Source organism: Paenibacillus sp. FW126-R14 (assembly GCF_058789495.1).
The window spans coordinates 1-19,311 of the sequence record NZ_JBYTBS010000025.1 but is presented as its reverse complement, the minus strand read 5'-3'; the positions used below and the strand labels follow the sequence as shown (position 1 = coordinate 19,311).

At 51.6% G+C, this 19,311-nt stretch carries 13 protein-coding genes; 7 read left to right on the top strand and 6 right to left on the bottom strand.

Translation table 11 applies throughout. From position 1 onward, the window contains the following. Nucleotides 1–23: 23 nt before the first annotated feature. Nucleotides 24–1,349 (bottom strand): UDP-glucose dehydrogenase family protein, encoded by a 1,326-nt coding sequence (locus tag AC3WRW_RS17025; RefSeq protein WP_492547497.1) that lies wholly within the window; start codon nt 1,347–1,349, stop codon nt 24–26. A 260-nt stretch (nt 1,350–1,609) separates the two neighbouring features. On the opposite strand from AC3WRW_RS17025, the gene AC3WRW_RS17020 reads away from it, so the two are divergent. Genes AC3WRW_RS17020 through AC3WRW_RS16995 form a run of 6 tightly spaced genes read left to right on the top strand, consistent with a single transcriptional unit; the run spans nt 1,610 to nt 6,915 of the window. Further along, nucleotides 1,610–2,377 carry a glycosyltransferase family 8 protein gene (locus tag AC3WRW_RS17020; protein WP_492547496.1) on the top strand — a complete coding sequence of 256 codons (768 nt, stop codon included), beginning with the start codon at nt 1,610–1,612 and terminating at the stop codon, nt 2,375–2,377. Between the two features lie 43 nt (nt 2,378–2,420). Beyond that, nucleotides 2,421–3,542, top strand: coding sequence for a UDP-galactopyranose mutase (gene glf / locus AC3WRW_RS17015; RefSeq protein ID WP_492547495.1), 1,122 nt, complete (start codon nt 2,421–2,423; stop codon nt 3,540–3,542). 27 nt (nt 3,543–3,569) lie between these two features. Then, complete coding sequence (locus tag AC3WRW_RS17010; protein ID WP_492547494.1) at nt 3,570–4,346, top strand: hypothetical protein; 777 nt, start codon at nt 3,570–3,572, stop codon at nt 4,344–4,346. Nucleotides 4,347–4,357: 11 nt separating this feature from the next. Continuing rightward, nucleotides 4,358–5,137: a hypothetical protein gene (locus AC3WRW_RS17005; protein WP_492547493.1), complete on the top strand. Its 780-nt coding sequence runs from the start codon at nt 4,358–4,360 to the stop codon at nt 5,135–5,137. 13 nt (nt 5,138–5,150) lie between these two features. Continuing rightward, nucleotides 5,151–5,921, top strand: coding sequence for a hypothetical protein (locus AC3WRW_RS17000; RefSeq protein ID WP_492547492.1), 771 nt, complete (start codon nt 5,151–5,153; stop codon nt 5,919–5,921). A 25-nt stretch (nt 5,922–5,946) separates the two neighbouring features. Next, a complete protein-coding gene (locus tag AC3WRW_RS16995) occupies nt 5,947–6,915 on the top strand; it encodes a GDP-mannose 4,6-dehydratase (protein WP_492547491.1) in 969 nt (322 codons plus the stop codon). A 250-nt stretch (nt 6,916–7,165) separates the two neighbouring features. Here the strand turns inward: AC3WRW_RS16995 and AC3WRW_RS16990 are convergent, their stop codons facing one another. From AC3WRW_RS16990 to AC3WRW_RS16975, 4 genes are all read right to left on the bottom strand, one after another. Further along, nucleotides 7,166–8,308, bottom strand: coding sequence for a glycosyltransferase family 4 protein (locus tag AC3WRW_RS16990; RefSeq protein ID WP_492547490.1), 1,143 nt, complete (start codon nt 8,306–8,308; stop codon nt 7,166–7,168). Between the two features lie 25 nt (nt 8,309–8,333). Further along, complete coding sequence (locus tag AC3WRW_RS16985; protein WP_492547489.1) at nt 8,334–9,467, bottom strand: glycosyltransferase family 4 protein; 1,134 nt, start codon at nt 9,465–9,467, stop codon at nt 8,334–8,336. 159 nt (nt 9,468–9,626) lie between these two features. Next, a complete protein-coding gene (locus tag AC3WRW_RS16980; protein WP_492547488.1) occupies nt 9,627–15,512 on the bottom strand; it encodes a WIAG-tail domain in 5,886 nt (1,961 codons plus the stop codon). Nucleotides 15,513–15,616: 104 nt separating this feature from the next. After that, entirely contained in the window at nt 15,617–16,783 is a 1,167-nt protein-coding gene (locus AC3WRW_RS16975; protein WP_492547487.1) for a glycosyltransferase family 4 protein, read from the bottom strand. 224 nt (nt 16,784–17,007) lie between these two features. On the opposite strand from AC3WRW_RS16975, the gene AC3WRW_RS16970 reads away from it, so the two are divergent. Beyond that, nucleotides 17,008–18,108 (top strand): YheC/YheD family endospore coat-associated protein, encoded by a 1,101-nt coding sequence (locus AC3WRW_RS16970; protein WP_492547486.1) that lies wholly within the window; start codon nt 17,008–17,010, stop codon nt 18,106–18,108. 76 nt (nt 18,109–18,184) lie between these two features. Here the strand turns inward: AC3WRW_RS16970 and nagZ are convergent. Next, a partial coding sequence (nagZ, locus tag AC3WRW_RS16965) for a beta-N-acetylhexosaminidase (protein WP_492547485.1) occupies nt 18,185–19,311 on the bottom strand: 1,127 nt, incomplete at its 5' end.

Below are 19,311 nucleotides of genomic sequence, written 5' to 3'. Positions count from 1 at the left end.
ATGAATTGTGACAGGAAGAACGATCACTTCATCCTGCCAATGCTTTGATAGACGAATCCCTCTTTCTTCATCCTTTCGGGATCGAATAAATTCCTTCCGTCAAAAAGAACCGGATTTTTCAGCAAACTCATGATTCGGCTAAGATCCGCCGACCGGTACTGCTTCCATTCTGTAAAGATCAACAAGGCATCCGCATCCATCAGAGCAGGATAAAGCCCCGTGAAATACTGGATGTTCTCCTCGCCCAGAGCCTGGTACGCATTCTGCAGAGCGACCGGGTCGTGTACTTGAATCTGAGCGCCACGATTTCTAAGTTGTTCGATGGTTTCGATGGACGGCGCTTCACGAATATCGTCGGTTTCCGGTTTAAAGGACAATCCCCAGACCGCCAGCTTGCGGCCGGTCAAATCTTCTCCGAAATAGCCGACGACCATCTCCAGCAATTTCTTCTTCTGCTTGTGGTTGACTTTATCGACGGCTTCCAAAATGTGCGTTGGAATATTCCGCTCCGTGGCGCTTTGGATAATAGCCCGTACATCCTTAGGGAAGCATGAACCGCCGTACCCAACCCCGGCCGATAAAAAGTAACTGCCGATCCGATGGTCCAATTCCATTCCCTGCCGCACACGCTCAATATCCGCCCCGACCGACTCACAGATACCGGCAATTTCGTTCATAAAACTGATGCGTGTCGCGAGCATCGCATTGGAGGCATACTTGGCAAGCTCAGCGGAAGCTATGTCCATGTGAATCAGAGGGAAACCCTTGCTCGTAAGCGGCGAATACAGCTTCTCCATATAAGCCAAAGCCCGGTCGTTGCTGCTGCCGACGACGATCCGGTTAGGGTTCAAGAAGTCATTGATGGCAGAGCCTTCCCTTAGAAACTCCGGATTCGACACAATGTCGAATTCCAAATCCGCGAGCCCCCGTTTCGCTAACTGTTCCTCAATCATGCCGCGTATGCGTTCGCTGCTGCCGATAGGAACCGTTGATTTCGTAATCACAATGGCATAATCTTGCATGCTTGCGCCGATTTGCTGTACGGCCTGCATCACGTAAGTAAGATCGGCGGAACCGTCTTCGGCCGGAGGCGTTCCGACAGCGATGAAAATAAATTGACTCTGCGCAACAGCTTGGCTGATGTCCAGCGAGAAGTTTAACCGTCCCTCCTGCACATTTCGTTCAACCATCCGCGTAAGTCCAGGTTCGTAAATGGGTACTTGTCCGTTTGTCAGTGCGGATACTTTGGCCGGATTGTTATCCACGCAAATGACTCCATGCCCCATTTCCGCCAAACATGCCCCAACCACGAGTCCTACATAACCAGTTCCAATCATGCAAATCTTCATGGCCGCTCTCCCTCGTCGTGTAGAGTTCGTTGCTGCTAACCGCAACCGCTGGTAGACATTAATCACTGTCATCTTAAAGTGTATGCGCCTTGTCTTACTAGAAACTCGGACGGATAACTAAGCACTGGGAAAAATCAACTTTTACCTACGCAGATCAGCTTTATTCTGTTTTTGAGGACAAACGTACAATCCACGCTCCCATTTCGGTAATACAAATATCTAGACGGGTAAAAACCAATGAGTACGAAGGAGGACTACGCTTGGAGAGAATTCATATCGTCGTAGCTGCAAACAACAATTACGTGAAACCTTTAGCGGTGATGCTTACTTCTTTATTCGAACATAAATCAGAGGACCGGCCCGCTTCGATCTATGTCATCGACGGCAATCTGTCTAAGGAGAATAAACAAAAGCTTCAGCATGCCCTGAAAGCATTTCAAAAAGAGCTTGTATTCTTAACGGTGGATGATTCTTTATTCCGGGATGTCGTCGTTCGTTTTCATTTGAGCAAGGAAACCTACTACCGCATTGCGATTCCGGCCCTTTTGCCAAACGATATACGAAAAGCGCTCTATTTGGACTGCGACCTCGTTGTGAAAGAGGATATTGCGAAGCTATGGGATGTCGATATCGAGAAATATCAGCTCGGCGCCGTACAAATTCCCGGCAAAGTCCTCCGTTACGAGGAGCTCGGTATTCCGGAAAGTTCCGGCTATTTTAACGCAGGCGTGCTGCTCCTTAACTTGAAAAAGTGGAGAGACAACCAGACCTCCGAGAAAGTTCTACATTATATGAAAAAAAATCCGGAGAAGCTCAAATACATGGATCAGGACGCTTTGAACGCAGTGCTCCAAAACAAATGGCTAAAGCTGGACCCCAAGTGGAACTATCAAGTCCACCGCTCCCATCATCAGCGTTTCGAGCCGGCCATCATTCATTACACCACCGACAAAAAACCTTGGAACAGCCATCACAATCCGAAGTTTAAAGATGAGTATCTCAAATATGCGCGTAAAACCATCTGGTAGCCAGACCAGCAGCGCAAATCTCAAACGATCAGGGGGTCATGGAATGAAAACAGATTGGTTAATCATCGGCGCAGGCTTTACAGGCGCAACGCTGGCCGAGCGAATTGCCTCCCAATTGGGGCAGAAAGTTCTGATTGTCGACAAAAGAGATCATATTGGCGGAAACTCGTATGATTGCTATGACGAACACGGCATTCTGATTCATAAGTACGGCTCGCATACGTTCCATACCAACTCCAGCATGGTTTGGAATTACCTTTCCCAATTCACCTCGTGGCGTCCCTACTTTCATGAAGTCCGTGTGGTCATTGACGGCAAAAAGGTGCCTGTCCCTTTCAATCTCAACTCCATCTACGCTTTGTTTCCACCCAAATATGCCGAAAAGCTGGAAGCGCTGCTGATCGACCATTTCGGTTATGGCGTTAAAGTCCCGATCTTGAAGCTTCGTGAGAGCGCAAGCGGCGAACTAAGCGACTTAGCCGATTTTATATATCAAAATGTGTTCTATAAATACACCCTTAAGCATTGGGAATTAGATCCGGAACAGCTCGCTCCTTCTGTGACCGCAAGAGTTCCCGTCTACATTTCCCGGGATAACCGTTACTTTCAAGACACTTATCAAGGCCTTCCTAAACACGGCTATACGCCTATGTTCAATAAGATGCTCAAACATCCGAACATCAAGGTGCTGCTGAATACCGATTACCAAGAGATCATCGATGAGATTGATTACAAGCGGATGGTCTATACCGGTCCGATCGACGAATACTTCAACTATATGCACGGACAGCTTCCGTACCGCAGCATGCGCTTTGAATTCGATACCCTCGATACGGAATACCATCAGGAAGTCGGGACGGTCAACTACCCGCATGAATACGACTACACCAGGGTGCTCGAGCAGAAGCATTTGACCGGCCAGCAATCCCCCAAAACAACCATTTCTTACGTGTACCCTGAAACCTATACCATTGGAAAAAATGAGCCGTACTATCCGATTCCGCGCGACGAGAACAAAGACCGCTACAAGCTGTACCAAGCGGAAGCCGACAAAATCAAAGATAAAGTGCTGTTTGCTGGCAGATTGGCCGATTACAAATACTACAATATGGATCAGGCCGTAGCTCGTGCGCTAACGCTATTCCATAACGAGATTCAAAAATAAGGCGTATAGGCAGAGGAGGCTGCATTCATGATTTGTATGGCTTTGTTAGCCCACGAGGACGAACGCGCATTACGGAATCAGATTCGAAATATCCGCAAATATAACCCTCAGGACGTTCAAATCGTCTTCTACAACGGCGGACAGGATGCGAATTTCGGCAAAAAGGTTTGTGAAGAAGAAAAAGTCATGTACTGCCCCTACAGCCGTCCTTTGCAGCAGCGGACCAGCGGCCGGTTTTTCTACGATGTCATGCGATATCTCGAAGATAAAAAGGTCGAATATGAATACCTGGTCTATATGGAATACGACATCATGTATGTGAACCCCGGGTTTCGGGAGTACCTGCTGGGCAAAATGGAAGGCCACGATTGCCTCATCAAAATGATCCGCAAAGAAGTCGATCCGAACGAAGCCTCGTGGCCTCCGGCTAAAGACATGTGGAAAGACTGGGAGCGGTGGAAGAAGATTTTCAACTCCGACTCCTTCTACCGCTCCTCCTCCCCGATGTCGGTCTTCCGGCATGGCATTATTAAGCAGATGCTCGCCGGACTCAATAAGAAGCGGCTGGAGCAGCTGTTCGATTCATCGAATATTCCTTGTCTAGGGGAAATGCTGTACATTACCTTAGTTAAAAAATACGGCGGCAAATGTAAAATCTACGGAGATAATACCAAACGGTTCCTTCGGTTCAGACCGGCCATCACACTGAAAGAAATTAAAGAAGCCAAAAAACGGCCGGAGGTTATGTTCGTCCATCCTGTGAAGGACGCCGGAGTGCGTGAGTGGATTTTCAACCAATCCTAGGAGGCGGAACCATGCTTTGTTTTGCACTATTAGCGCATGCCGACGAAAACGCCCTTCGCCAGCAAATCCGGAACATTCGCAGATATAATCCGAATAACGTGCTCATTGTTTTGTACAACGGCGGACCGGATGCGGACTTCGGCAAAATCCTTTGCAGAAAAATGAAGGTCATGTACTGCCCGTACAGCAGGCCGCTGCAGAAAGGAAAGACCGGACGTTTCTACTACGACGTGATGCGGTGGCTGGAGGAGAGAAACGTCAATTACGACTATTTGGTCTATACGGAGTATGACGTCATGTTCGTCAATCACGGGTTTGAACAAATGGTCGAGAATGAACTCAAGGATCATGACGGCCTGGTGAAATTAATTCGGCACGAGAAGAGCGCGAGGCGCAACTGGTGGATTCCCGGCAAAACGATGTGGAAGGAATGGAGCCGCTGGAAGCCCTTCTTCAAGCGGGAAGATTTCTACGGCACCTTCAATCCGATGCAAGTGTACCGGCGTTCCATCCTGAAACAAATGCTCTCCGTCATTGACAAAGGGATGCTGGAGGAGCTGTTCACCCATACGAATGTGTATGCTTTGGGTGAGATGCTGTACATTACGCTGGCCAAAAATTGCGGCGGCCGCATGAAGGCTTATCCTAAGCCGAGCGTAGAATACCTCCGCGTGTACCATCGTATTCGCTTGGAGGATGCCAAAGAGGCCAGCTCGAAGCCTGAAGTCATGTTCGTTCATCCGGTCAAGGACGGGGACGTGCGAGACTGGATTTTCAACTTAAAAAAATAGAGGAGGAAGCCGCATGATTTGTTTCGCTCTGTTAGCACACGAGAACGAACCTGCGCTTCGCCAACAAATGAGAAATCTTCGCCGGTTTAACCCGAATGCCTTTATCGTGCTCTATAACGGCGGCAGTGACCGGAGCTTCGGCAAAGAGGTGTGCCAGAGCGAGCACGCCCTCTACTGTCCCTACAGCAGACCTTTGCGAAGAGGACGAACCGGAAGATTTTTCTATGACGTTATGAGATGGCTGGAGGATATGCGGATTCCGTATGAGTACCTGGTTTATACCGAATATGACGTGATGTTCATTAACGACGGCTTTGAAGCCTTTTTGAACGATCACATGGCGGGTTACGATTGTTTAGTGGAGGCTCTGAAAACAGAGAAAACGCCACATAAAAGCAATTGGACAACCGCTTTGGGCATGTGGAAGGAATGGGGGCTTTGGCAGCCGTTTTTTCAAAGCAATCACTTCTACGGCACGTTCAACCCGATGCAGGTTTACCGCCACAGCCTTGTGCGGAGCATGATCGCGAGGGTTAACAAGCCGATGCTGGAAGAAATCCTTGCCAAGACGGACGTCTTTGCTCTGGGGGAAATCTTATACATGACGCTTGCCATGCAGTGCGGCGCCAGATGCCAGGAATATCCCAGCAAGAACAGGCAGTGCTTCCGCTACCGGCCTAATATCGCCCTGCAAGAAATTCAACATGCCTCACAGAAATCAGACGTCATGTTCGCCCATCCGGTCAAAGACGAATCCGTCCGCGCCTGGATAAGCGCACTATGAGCTGGAGGCCTAGGAGGAAACCATGATGAAACAAAGGATTCTGGTTACCGGAGGGGCAGGGTTCATCGGAAGCCACCTGGTGGACTCTCTCCTCTTGGACGGCAGCAGCGAAGTGCTTGTGATCGATAATTTTGACGATTACTACGATCGCAAAGTGAAGGAGAACAATATCCGGCAGCACCTGCGCTCGCCCGGATACGAATTAGTGGAAGCCGATATTCGGGACAGAGCCGGCATGGACCGGATTTTCGGCTCCTGGAAGCCGGACGCCGTCGTCCATTTGGCCGCCAAAGCAGGTGTCCGTCCCTCGCTCGAAATCCCGAGCATATATGTGGACGTCAATCTTGCCGGCACGGTCAACCTGCTTGATGCGTCGGTCAAGTACGGCGTTTCCAAGTTTGTTTTTGGATCGTCGAGTTCCGTATACGGCCTGAATGAGAAGGTGCCGTTCTCCGAAGGGGATTCCACCCTGCTCATCGCCTCGCCGTACGGCGCTACCAAAGCTTCAGGCGAAGCCTTATGCCGAAGCTACAGCCATTGTTTCGGCCTGCCGATCGTCGCGCTGCGCTTCTTCACCGTCTTCGGTCCCCGGCAGCGGCCGGACCTCGCGATTCATCTGTTTGCCAAAAAGATGGCGAACGGGGAGCCGATCTCCTTATTTGGAGACGGCACAACGAGTCGGGATTATACGTATGTCGCCGATATCGTATCCGGCATTCGCAAATCCATCGATTTCGACCATCCCGGCTACGAAGTATTCAACCTTGGGAACGACCATCCGACCAGCTTGCTGGACCTTATCACGGTGCTGGAGAACGCCATGAACAAGAAAGCGATCATTGCTTGGAAGCCGATGCAGATCGGGGACGTCCCCCGGACTTGGGCCAACTTCGAGAAAGCGCATCGTCTGCTCGGCTACACGCCGTCAACGAGCCTGGAGGAGGGCGTTGGCCGGTTTGTGAAGTGGCTGGAGGAAAGCCAGCCGCAGGCATAAACACTTGCAAGACTAAGACAAACAAAGGGATGTTGTGCTTCAGCGGTCAGTACGAAGGGAAAAATTCCCTTTATTCTGACCGCTGAAGTGTGTAATAGCCATTTAGCCGGAAAAACCCCCTCTATTTGCGCCGATTTCGTGAGCGTCTACGAAATCCGGTCAAATTAACGGGAGCTTTGCCGGCTATTTTCCTGCGAGAGCCTCTTTCGAGCGATTTAGAGGAAGATTTCCCAGCTAATTTCCTCATACATTATACATACAATTCCAGCAAACGCTTGGCGACATGCTGAAACCCATGGTTGCCTTCCACGAATTTGCGGCCGGCCCTGCCCAGTTCATTCGCTTTCGAGGGATGCGCGAAGATGTGGCTGATCGAATTGGCAAAAGCCCACGGATCGGTATAGGCGCTGATGACGATGCCGTTCTTGTGGTTCGATATGATCTCGGCATTTCCCCCGCGATTCGTCGTAATGACCGGAAGGCCTGCACCCATGGCCTCATAATGCACTCTCGCCAGCGGCTCCTGCCACTGGGAGCTGCAAACGAACACATCTCCCAACAGGTAGATGGAAGGGATTTTGCTCGGAGGCACAAAGTTCGTGAAGATGACTCTGCCTGTGCCCAGCGAATTGCCTAGCTTACGCAGACTGGAAATATACCCGGTTATGCGATTATCGCTGAACCATTTGCTTCCGACAATGACCAGCACGGCATCCTCATGCTTTTGGATCACCCTTTGCATCGCCCGCAGCAATACATCGGCCCCTTTGTTAGCGGACAGCCTTCCAACGAACAGCACAACCTTTTTGTTCTCGACGCCGTATTTCTTGCGCAGTGCCGTTCGTTCCGCTTGCGCGTCTTCTCTCCAAATCGGTCTGTACCGGTCCAAATTAATGCCGGAATAGACCGTTTTCACCTTGCTTGCGGCCTCAGGAAAACGATTCACAATGGTGTTTCCAATATAGTTTGAAATGGACATGATATTGTGGGCTATATCTACAACAAGACGCCCTTTGTCGTCCGGCAGCTTTTCTTTGCGAAACATCTCATTATGACAACTCAAAACAATCCGGCTTCCAGGCATAGCTTCCTTGATGACGGGCACGTTCAGCGGCCGGTTAAACACATGAATGACGTCAAAAGTCCGGTTGCCTGCCGTTAGCTTTTTCAGCTCTCTGGCTACATTCATTAAGTAGTTGTTCTTCTCGACCCGAATGTAGGTTACGCCTTTTACAACCTCACGATCGCGAAGGTCGTTGTCTTTTATGCAAAATACCGTTACTTCATGGTTCGCACTTAAATAGGGAATGACACCATCGATGAAGATTTGAATAGCTCCTCCTCTTATCGAAGGGACAGTCAGCATTTCCGTACAAATCAAGGCAATCCTCACCCTGTTCACTCCAATCCTATACGGTTCATTTGGCTTGGTACAGCTCCGATAAACAGCAGGCGTATTTCTCAAAATTGTACCGCTCTGCAATCAGCTTCCTATTTTCGCGGCCTATTCTGTCACACTTCCCTTTGCTGCTTAACAACGTGCTAATAGCCTGGGCATAAGCTTCCGGTGTGTGATAAAGGTCGATAATGTAACCGTTTTTCTCGTTTTGAACAATTTCCGGATTCCCTCCGCGGTTTGAACTGACGACCGGTATTCCCGCAGCCATAGCTTCGTATTGAACCCTGGCTAACGGCTCCTGCCATTGGGAAGGACAAACAAGCAGATCGCTCATCGTATAATAGCTGGGAAGCCTGTCTACCGGCATGAAATTGGTAAAATAAATAGATGAGGAAACGGCCTGAGCTCTTCTTTGGAGACTCGTCACATAATTGCTGACAGTCCGGTCGCCGTACCATTTGCTTCCGACAATGACCAGAGCGGTTTTGGGATGCTTTCTGATAACGGTCTTCATCGCCTCGATCAGATGGTGGCACCCTTTTTTAGGCAGCAGTCTGCCGACAAAGAGGACAACGTGGAAATTAGAAGGAATACCCAATTCATGCTTTAGCTTCTCCGCAATCCTTTTACCTTTCTGGCTAAAATGAGGCGTAAACCGCTTAGGGTCTTCCCCCGTGTATAGGGTCGAAATTTTGCTTGCGACTGCAGGAATTACCTTGAGAATATCCTGCTCAACGAAGTGACTGACAGTTAGGATATGATCGGCCCGTTGGAAAGCGTTCAGAAGCGCTTGATCGTTGCTTTGGCGCTTGAGGAGCAAGTTGTGAAGCGATAAAAAAACACGGGCATCAGGCGCTGCCCTCTTCATGCCTTCAACCCATTTCGGTTTGTTAAATAGTTGAATAATATCAAATGGGTGCGTGCTGCAATAGCTCTGCACTTCCTTGAAGTATTGGGCTTTGGGAAAACGAATAAATCTGACGCCATGTATCCACTCATCATTCACAAAGGAAGCATCCTGTATAGAAAAAACCGTAACCGAGTGGTTTAGTTTGGTTAAGTTTGGAGCTATCCGGTCGATCAATAATTCAATCGCTCCGCTTTTGATCGGTGGACAAGGCAAAGAATCCGGGCAGATTAAGGCAATGTTCATGAAAGTCCTCCTCTCGTCGCGGATGAATGTTTTGCAGCGTTTCTCTATTCTATTCGTCAAGACACATAAATGTTTGTACAAAACCAAAATCTGTCCCGCTAAACATATGAGAAAGGTCAAAAAAAGGACCATGCATAGAGGCATGATCCTTCCAAGAAGTTAAGCTTTTGAGCCTACGGAAATCCAGTTTACGATTCCGTACGCATCCGGCGAAAAGCGAGATCGCACAATGTACAGCTGCGCAGTGTTCGTTTGTTTTTGCTTAATAACCGCGTAACAGGCAGAATGGCTGGTTGTCGCTGTCAGAACATAATTGACATCGGCATACGGTTCGTCAAAAAGGATCGAGACTTCCACAATTTCATCCTGAACTTTCAATTCGAAAGGAACGAGCCCGAATTGCTGAACGACAGCTTTCTTAACCGGAGGAACCTGTATAGCCTGGAAGCTAAGCTTGCTCTCATCCACGCTGCCTGCTGCCAGCTTCGTTCTATCTACGGCCCCTTCGGCTAGATGTTCCCCGCCGACCGTGCCGGCAGCTAATTTACTGCCGTCCACACTGTTCGGGGACAGATGGAAGCCGGTGACCGCCTCATACGCCAACTTGCTGCCATCGATACTTTGGGCTCTGATCTTGGAGCCGTCCAAGACACCGTCGGCAAGATGCTCGTTGCCTACTGCACCTGCTGCCAGCTTGCTCCCGTCAACGCTGCCCTCGGATAAATGATAGCCACTGATCGCACCCGCCGCTAACTTACCGCCATCGATGCTGCCTTCCGCCAGCTTCGCGCCAAACAGTGTGCCGTCAGCCACATGTTCTCCTGTCACCGCTCCCGGCGACAACTTGCTGCTGTCTACGCTATTCGCTGCCAGCTTGCTGCCGTCAACGCTGCCATCGGATAAGTGGTAGCCGCTGATCGCATCCGCCGCTAACTTACTGCCGTCTATGCTGCCTTCCGCCAGCTTCGCGCCAAACAGTGTGCCGTCAGCCACATGTTCACCCGTCACCGCTCCCGGGGACAATTTGCTGCTGTCTACACTGCCAGCCGCCAGCTTGCTTCCGTCTACAGCTCCGTCAGCCAGATGATTGCCGCTCACAGCACCATCGGTCAGCTTGCTGCCATCGATGCTGCCCTCCGCCAGCTTAGCGCCGTCCAAAGCCCCTTCGGCAAGATGCTCGTTGCTTACCGCACCTGCTGCCAGCTTGCTGCCGTCCACGCTGCCCTCGGATAAATGATAGCCGCTGATCGCACCTGTCGCTAACTTACTGCCATCGATGCTGCCGTCCGCCAGCTTCACGCCAAACAATGTGCCGTCAGCCACATGTTCACCCGTTACCGCTCCCGGGGTCAGCTTGCTGCTGTCGACGCTATTCGCTGCCAGCTTGCAGCCGTCCACGCTGCCCTCGGATAAATGATAGCCGCTGATCGCATCCGCCGCTAACTTACTGCCATCTATGCTGCCGTCAGCCAGCTTCACGCCAAACAATGTGCCGTCAGCCACATATTCACCCGTCACCGCTCCCGGCGACAATTTGCTGCTGTCTACACTGCCAGCCGCAAGCTTGCTTCCATCTACAGCTCCTTCAGCAAGATGATTGCCGCTGACAGCACCTGCCGCTAACTTACTGCCGTCTATGCTGCCTTCCGCCAACTTCGAGCCGTCCAAAGCCCCATCGGCAAGATGCTCGGCGCTTACGGAACCTGCTGCCAGCTTGCTGCCGTCCACAGCTCCCTCCGCAAGATGATAGCCGCTTACCGCACCTGCCGCTAACTTACTGCCGTCAATGCTGCCTTCCGCCAGCTTCGCGCCAAATAAGGCGCCATCAGCCACATGATCCCCCGTCACCGCTCCCGGGGATAACTTGCTGCTGTCGACGCTGCCAGCCGCCAGCTTGCTGTTGTCAATCGCACCGTCCGCGATATGACTGCCGCCTACTGCGCCGAAGACCAGCTTGCTGCCGTCGATGCTGCCGTCCGCCAGCTTCGCGCCAAATAAGGCGCCATCGGCCACGTGATCCCCCGTCACCGCTCCCGGGGTCAGCTTGCTGCTGTCTACGCTGCCCGCCGCCAGCTTCCCGGCATCCACCACGCCGTCTGCGAGGTGATCATTGCTTATAGCGCCGGATACCAGCTTGCTGCCATCGATGCTGCCAGCTGCCAGCTTAGCGCCGCCCAAAGCCCCATCGGCAAGATGCTCGGCGCTTACGGAACCTGCTGCCAGCTTGCTGCCGTCCACGCTGCCAGCGGTTAAATGATAGCCGCTGATTGCGCCGGAGGCCAGCTTGCTGCCGTCGATGCTGCCCGCCGCCAGCTTGGCGCCAAACAACGCGCCGTCCGCCAAGTGGTCCCCCGTCACCGCTCCCGGGGACAATTTACTGCTGTCCACGCTGTTCGCTGCCAGCTTGCTGCTGTCTATCGCTCCATCCGCGATATGGCTGCCGCTCACCGAGTTTGCTGTCAACTTGCTGCCGTCCACGCTGCCGGCCGCCAGCTTCGCAGCATCCACCACGCCGTCCGCGAGGTGATAATTGCTTACAGCGCCGGATACCAGCTTACTGCCATCTATAATGCCAGGCGCCAGTTTCGTGCTCGTCACGGCGCCGGCGCTGATGTGCTCGCTGCTCACGGCGTTATCCACGAGCTTGCTTCCGTCCACGCTGCCAGCCGCCAGTTTGCTTCCATCTACGACGCCAGGCACGATGTGCTCGCCGGCAACAGCGCCGGATAACAGCCTGCTGCCATCTACGCTGCCCGGCGCCAATTTCGCTCCGCTGACCGCTCCGTCTATCAAGTGCTCCGTCGTTACCGCGCCGTCCGCCAGTTTGGAGCTGATTACGCTGTTATCCGCGAGCTTTGATACATCGATGATTCCTGCGGCCAAATGGTTTCGATGCACAGCCCCTTCAGCCAACTTGGCGGAATCAACGGCGCTGTCCGCAAGATGTTCCCGCCCAATTGCGTTTGGAACCACTTTGCTGCCATCCACACTGCCTTTCGCCAGCTTACTCCCGTCAATCGCTCTGTCCACGATGTGCTCATGATGCACGCTGCCTGCCGTCAGCTTGCTGCTGTCCACGCTGCCGGTCGCCAATTTCGCGCCATACACGGAACTATCCGCAAGGTGATAGTTGCTGATTGCGCCTAGCGTCAGTTTGGTGCCATCCACGGAATTTGCCGCCAAGTTGCTGTTCTCGACCGCTCCCGCAGCCAGATGTTCACCAGCGACAACGCCAATTCCCAGCTTTGCTCCGCTAACCGCTCCGTCCGCCAGTTTATCGCCTGTCACCGCACCTGCTGTCAGCTTCGAGCTATCGACAGTTTCCTTCGCAAGCTTGGCGCCGGTGACAGCCCCATCGGCGATATGCTCGCTGCTGATGGCCCGCGCAGCCAGCTTCGCGCTGCTGATTGCGCCATCGGCGATATGCCTTGAACTGAGCGCGCCGGCAACCAGCTTGCTGCCATGAATGCTCTCGTTAGCCAGCTTCGCCGCAGTGACAGCACCGTCGGCAATATGCTCGCTATGCACGGATTTGCCGGAGATTTTGCGGCCCGTTACACTAGCGTCGGCTAACTTAGCTTCTGTAACGGCATTATCGCCAAGTTTGCCTGCCGTTACGGCTTGCTCCTGCAGGCTCCTCGCCGAGACCGCTCCGGGCTGCAGATGCTGCGGGCCAACAGCTCCGTTCGCCAGTTTATCTTCTGTCACCGCTCCTTGAGCGAGGGTTTCGCCTGTGATGGACTGCTCAATCAGCTTCGTTCCGTCTAAGCTCCGATCAGCAAAAATATTAAGTGTAATCGAGCCGTCCGCAAGGTGCTGGGACGAAATCGACCCCGGCTTAAGATGACTGCCGTCGATACTATTTTCTTGCAGATGGCGGGAGTCGATGGACATGGACGCTATCTTGGTGCCTGTCACAGCTTCCTCCGCAATTTTGCTTGTCGTAATCGTTTGATCCTGCAAATGCTGAGTCGTTACGGCCTCCTCGGCAAGGTGATCGCGATGAATCGCCGAATACCCGATTTGCTCTTCGCCAATCACGCCGTTCCCGATATGCTCGGAGCGAATTGCGCCTAAGCCCAGTTTCTCGCTCGTAATGACGCCAGGCTGCAAATGTGCCGTTCCAATCGTCCCCGGCGAAACGTGTTTGCCAAGCACCGCTCCATCCCTCAAATGCTCGCTGCCGATAATGCCTTGCTGCAAGTGCTCCGTCGTGATCGCATTTGCGGCAAGCTTATCGGATGTCACGCTCTGTTCCTTCAGCTTTGATGTATCCACGCTGCCTGACGCCAACAGGTCGCTTGTCACAGCTCCTTCTTCCAGCTTGGAGGAAGAAATCATGCGTTCGGCCAAATGAATCTGCGTTATGGCTCCCTCGCTAATATGTCTTTCTTCAATTATTTGCTCCGTTAAATGGCTTGATGCGATGGACTGACTTTGGATTTTCGAGCCGGAGATGATGCTGTCAGCCAAATGCCAGCTTTGAATCGCCTGCTGACGGATATGTTTGCCTTCAATCGAGCTATCACCCAGCTTCGGGGAAGTGATCGATTCGTCCTGCAGCTTTGCATTTGAAATGCTGTCGTCTGCGAGATGTCCGCTCTGAATCGCCTGCTGCCGGATATGCTTGCTTTCAATGGAACTTTCAGCCAGCTTCGATGATGTAATCGATTCATCCTGCAGCTTCGCATTTGAGATGATGTCGTCTGCGAGATGCCCGCTCTGTACAGCCTTCGGAAGAATATGCTTATCTTCAATCGTGTTTGGAGCCAGTTTGGCCGATGTAACGGCACCATCCTGAATCAGCTTGACGTGTACGGAGCCTTCGGCCAGATGCCCGGCTTGTATCGCGCCGGGAGCAAGATGCGCAGCCTGGACGGAACCGTCTGCAAGATGCTCCGTTCGAATCGAAGCGCTGACGATATGCCGGGCTTCAATGGATTGAGGGGCGATTTTCTGACTCGTCACCGCTTGATTGGAAATCTTTTCCTCGGTGACCGACGCTTGCGCCAGTTTATCATCCGTAATCACATGACTTTCCAGATGATAACTTTCAATTGCGGCATCGGCGATATGAATCGCTCCAATTTGTCCCGGCGCGATACTATGGCTCTGGATGCTGCCATCCGCCAAATGCTCGTTGAAAATAACTTTATGTTGAAAATGAACGGAGCAGATGCTCTCATTCGCAATTTTTTCTTCCGTAACCGATTGATCCCTTAGCTTATCCGTTGTGATCGCAGCATCCATCAGCTTGGCGGTGTCAATACTGTAGTTGGATATATGTTTCGCTTGAACGGCCCCGCTGCGTATTTTGTCCGCTGAAATCGATTGGTCGTCAATCAACTCATTCGTTATCACAAGCTCGGATAAATGTTGAGATAAAATAGAACCGTCCGCCAGCTTAAAGGAATCAATCGTTTGATCGGCGAGTTTATCCGCTGTAATGCTGTTATCCAGCAGCTTGCTGCCCGGAATCGATTGATCCTGTATTTTCTCGCCGGAGATGCTGTGCGGAGCCACATGTTCATCGTGAATGCTGTGACTCGCGATCTTATCGCGCGTCACGCTCGCCTGCGCCAGCTTCGATTGATCGACCGCGAAGTCCTTAATCACCTTCGTGCCGATGCTTTGCGGCTTGATTTTACTTTCGTCCACCGAACGATTGGCGATTTTCTCCCATGTTACCGCCTCTTCCACGATATCATCCGTGTACACGACCGGATTGACGAACTTGCCCGTTTTACGCTCAGAGAGCAGGAGCAGCGGTGGGGCGGGCACTGAAGTGTGAGATACGTTGGCCTGTGAAGCAGGTAATTTGTATCCTTTGCCCGTCTCAACAATCGTTCCTTTCGCTGTCGCCGGCTTAGCGGTGTTCGGCTCAGCCAGAGGAATCGCTTTGGGGGTTGCTTCCAACTTCTCCTGTTTAACCGGAGCAGGTGAAGGCGGTTCGCTTTCGTCGAGCCATTTCAGCTCATTCGTTCGGGAGTTCACTTTTTGCACATAAGGCCTCTCTCTGTTGCTGCTGCTCTTACGCTTACTCATAGACTCCTCTCCATTTCCACATTAATTAGTCTTTTGTAACATATTCAAGCTGAATAGTAGATGTACGTTAGCCCGTAAAAATGTGCAAAAACCCAGATAAATAGTTACCTCCCCAATTTGTCCTTATATAAGTCATGCCGCTGCTCGGCTGCTTTATCCCACGTGAACAATTGCTGGGCGCGCTGAATGCCTTGCTCTCCCATGGCTCGCCGCAGCTCTCCATCTGCCAAAAGACGCAGTAAATAACGCGGAAGGTCCGATTCCACTTTATCCAAATCAACTAAATACCCGACAGTCCCGCTCTTAACAATCTCACCGATGCCGCCTGAGTTTGTCGCTACGACAGGGACTCCGGAAGCCATCGCTTCGATGTTCACAAGTCCAAAAGCTTCCCCTTCCCCGGAAGGCACGACGACAACGTCTGCCAGTTGAAACCATTTCGGGACGTCGGCATGCGACATGTAGGGAATAAACTTCACATTCTGTGGCATCTTACTCCCTTCCCGGTACAGCTTTTTCACATATTCCGTCAACCTCTTGGATCCGTAGAAGGCGCCGCCGACTAGAATTAAAACCGCATTCGGTTCCTTTTCGATCACGGTTTTCATCGCTTTCATGAGATGATGCACGCCTTTTCTCGGGATAAGCCGTCCTACATAGAGGATAATCTTCCGGTTCTCGTAGCCTAGCTCCTGAAGTTTTTGGATGCGGGCTTCGCTGCCCTCCGGGGACCATCTTGACGTAAATTTGGAAACGTCTACACCCAGATGCTGCGTGACAATTTTATGTGCGGCAGACGGTGCCTTTTCCTGCACCGCCTGTTTCAAATAATCGCTGTTAACGATAACGACATCTGCTGCGGCCAGACATGTTCTTAAACTTTTTTTTGAGATGTACGGCTTGGAAATAAATATTTTGGAATGCAGCACCAAACTAATCATGCTTCTTGGATAACGCTTGCGCAAAATGCGGACGAAGTGCGGCCGGTTCTCAACCTGAATAATGCCGGGCTTCAGCTTGGCAATTTGTTGCGTTACGGCGGAAATATAGGAGCGGGAACCCCCGTATGGCACCCTGATATAGCTGCATCCTCCCCGTACTTCACTCTTTGGTTGATACGCCGTTCTTCTCCCCAGTACAGAAACGGGCATGAATTTCACGAGCTTCTCGGCCGTTTTCTCGACAACTTGCTCAACGGAAGAGCTTTTTCCTGAGGGAATGGGAAAAGCACCTGGCGTAACAATGACAACACGCATAGGTCTCTGGCTCACATGTAACTCCCCCTTCCTTCTTCTATACATATGCGGATATACAGGCAAAGTTTGGGCATCTGCCCCCTCCGCGTCAAAAGTATCGGCATCCGTACAAACAAGCCGCACTGCTTTTCCATAAGCTGTAGGGGAGCCGTTGGCATATGCCGCCGCGTTGGCGCAATACAGCTTAACTGGCTCTCGATGCCAGTTTTTCTGGCGAAGACCGCTAAGGAGTGAAGCTGATGGTTAATCCCTATGTGGGTATATTAATTAACGATTCCTTGTACGCAGGCATTCCCCTGGGGAACACAAAATATGAAGCCATTCATTTCTACAGTGACGCCGGCAAACAATATGGCATTACCCCCTGCTACTTCCGCATGCAAGACGTTCACATCCATACCATGAGAGTCCATGCCTATGTGCAAAGAGGAGTTCACTATATTCGGGAATGGATGGATATGCCGAAAGTGATTCATAACCGGGCCGTTTATTTGGACCCTGGTTCGGATCAGGAGCTGGAAAGCTGGACCCAGCATGGCATTCATGTTTTTAACCGTTGGAATCGGTACAGCAAGCTGCAAATTCACGAAATACTGCTCCAGGATGAAGTCATTAGACCCCATTTGCCGGCCACCTACCCCGCTACTCTCAAAAATATGAAAGTCATGATGAGCGCCTATGACTCTATCATTATTAAACCTACGAACTCCAGCATCGGGCGCGGCGTTATGAAAATGGACCGGACCCCCGGCGGCTGGCAGCTTATTTATCCCGCAACACTCAAAATCAACAATAAAATTTGGCGGGAGGTCCGCTTTCGCAAACAATTGCCCTTAACCCTGCTGCGCAAAATCCAAAGCCGTGCCTATCTTGTACAGCAATGTTTGCCTCTGGCTACCTATGACCGCCGTCCTTTCGATCTGCGCATAGCGGTGCAGCGCGGAGCTTCCGGCGATTGGGGCGTGACGGGGATCGTCGCCAAGGTCGCTTCCCGCAAGCTTTTCTTAACCAATGTCGCACAGGGGGGCGAAGTGAAGACATTGACAGATATTTTGGCAGCCGAGTACCCGTCTCTTGACCCGTCTGCCGTGTTTGAGGAAATTACAGCTTTCGCCATCCGGGTAGCGAAGTTTTTGAGCATGCATCTGCCGCATTTGGCGGATCTTGGACTGGATGTCGGGATTACCACCGCTGGCTATCCATTATTTATTGAATGCAACGGCAAGGATCAGCGGTATAGCTTTCGAGAAGGAAATATGCTGGAAGCATGGAAAGCAACCTACTATCATCCGATGGCTTATGCCAAATTTTTGTTGGACGGCGGCACGCCTGTGTATTAGCCCTCTCCCCTGCGCAATCAAAAAGAGGTGCCCCACAAGTCAGATCATGACTTAAGGGCACCTCTTTTCATGTATGCTATTTCGTATCCAGTACTTTCTGTACAGCCTTATTGAGGGCAGCGGTATCGACCGGTCCTGCGCTCTCGTCCTTCAGCTTATATTTTTGCTTCAGCTTCTGAATCCTCGCCACGCTCTGATCGATCGTTTCCTGCGGAATCCGCTTGTCCTGAACCGCTTTACGGAGCGCCTCGATCACCGTGACGACTTTATTGTAATCGTGCCCGACCATGATTACATCCGCTCCTGCCAACACCGATTTCACGGCGGAAGCGCCGAGATCATAGTTTTTTTCGATGGCGCCCATCGTCATGTCGTCGGTCATGATCACTCCTTGGAAGCCCATCTCCTTGCGCAGCAGGTCCGTCATGATTTGCTTCGACATCGATGCCGGGTTCTGGCCATCCACCTTTGGCAGCAAAATATGGGCAACCATCACGGCATCTGCATCTTGCTTAACAGCTTCCGCGAAGGGAAGCAATTCGAATTTGCGCAGCCTGTTCAAATCGTTCTGTACAACAGGCAGCCCCACATGCGAGTCGACGGATGTATCCCCATGGCCTGGAAAATGCTTAACGACGGAGGCGATCTGCTGATCCCGAAGTCCTTTCATCATTTGGATGCCCAGCCCGCTCACGAGGGAAGAGCTCGCCCCAAAAGAACGGTCGCCGATCACCGGATTTTTCGGATTGCTGTTAATATCCAGAACCGGAGCGAAGTCGACATTTAACCCATACGCGCGAAGCTCGGAACCTATCAAGCTGCCGACGTTATAGGCAAGCTGCTTGTTATTTTTCTTGCCGATCTCTTGATTCGTCGGCGTTTTCTTAATCTCGTCCGGCAGGCGTGTCACCCTGCCCCCTTCTTCGTCCACGCCGATCCAGAGCGGCAGTTTATTCGTTGCATTCTTTTGCTTCAGCTCATTCACCAGCGAAGTCAATTGGCTTGAATCTTTTATATTCGGCTTGTATAAAATAATGCCGCCCACGCGGCGCGTTGCAAGCAGCGCTTGGGTATTTGCATTCATGCTGTATCCATCTATGCCTGCGAAGATCATCTGTCCGATTTTCTCGTCCAACGACATCGTCATATTGCTTGTTGGTGCCGGCGTTGGTGTTGGTGTCGGTGTCGGGGTTGGGGTTGGGG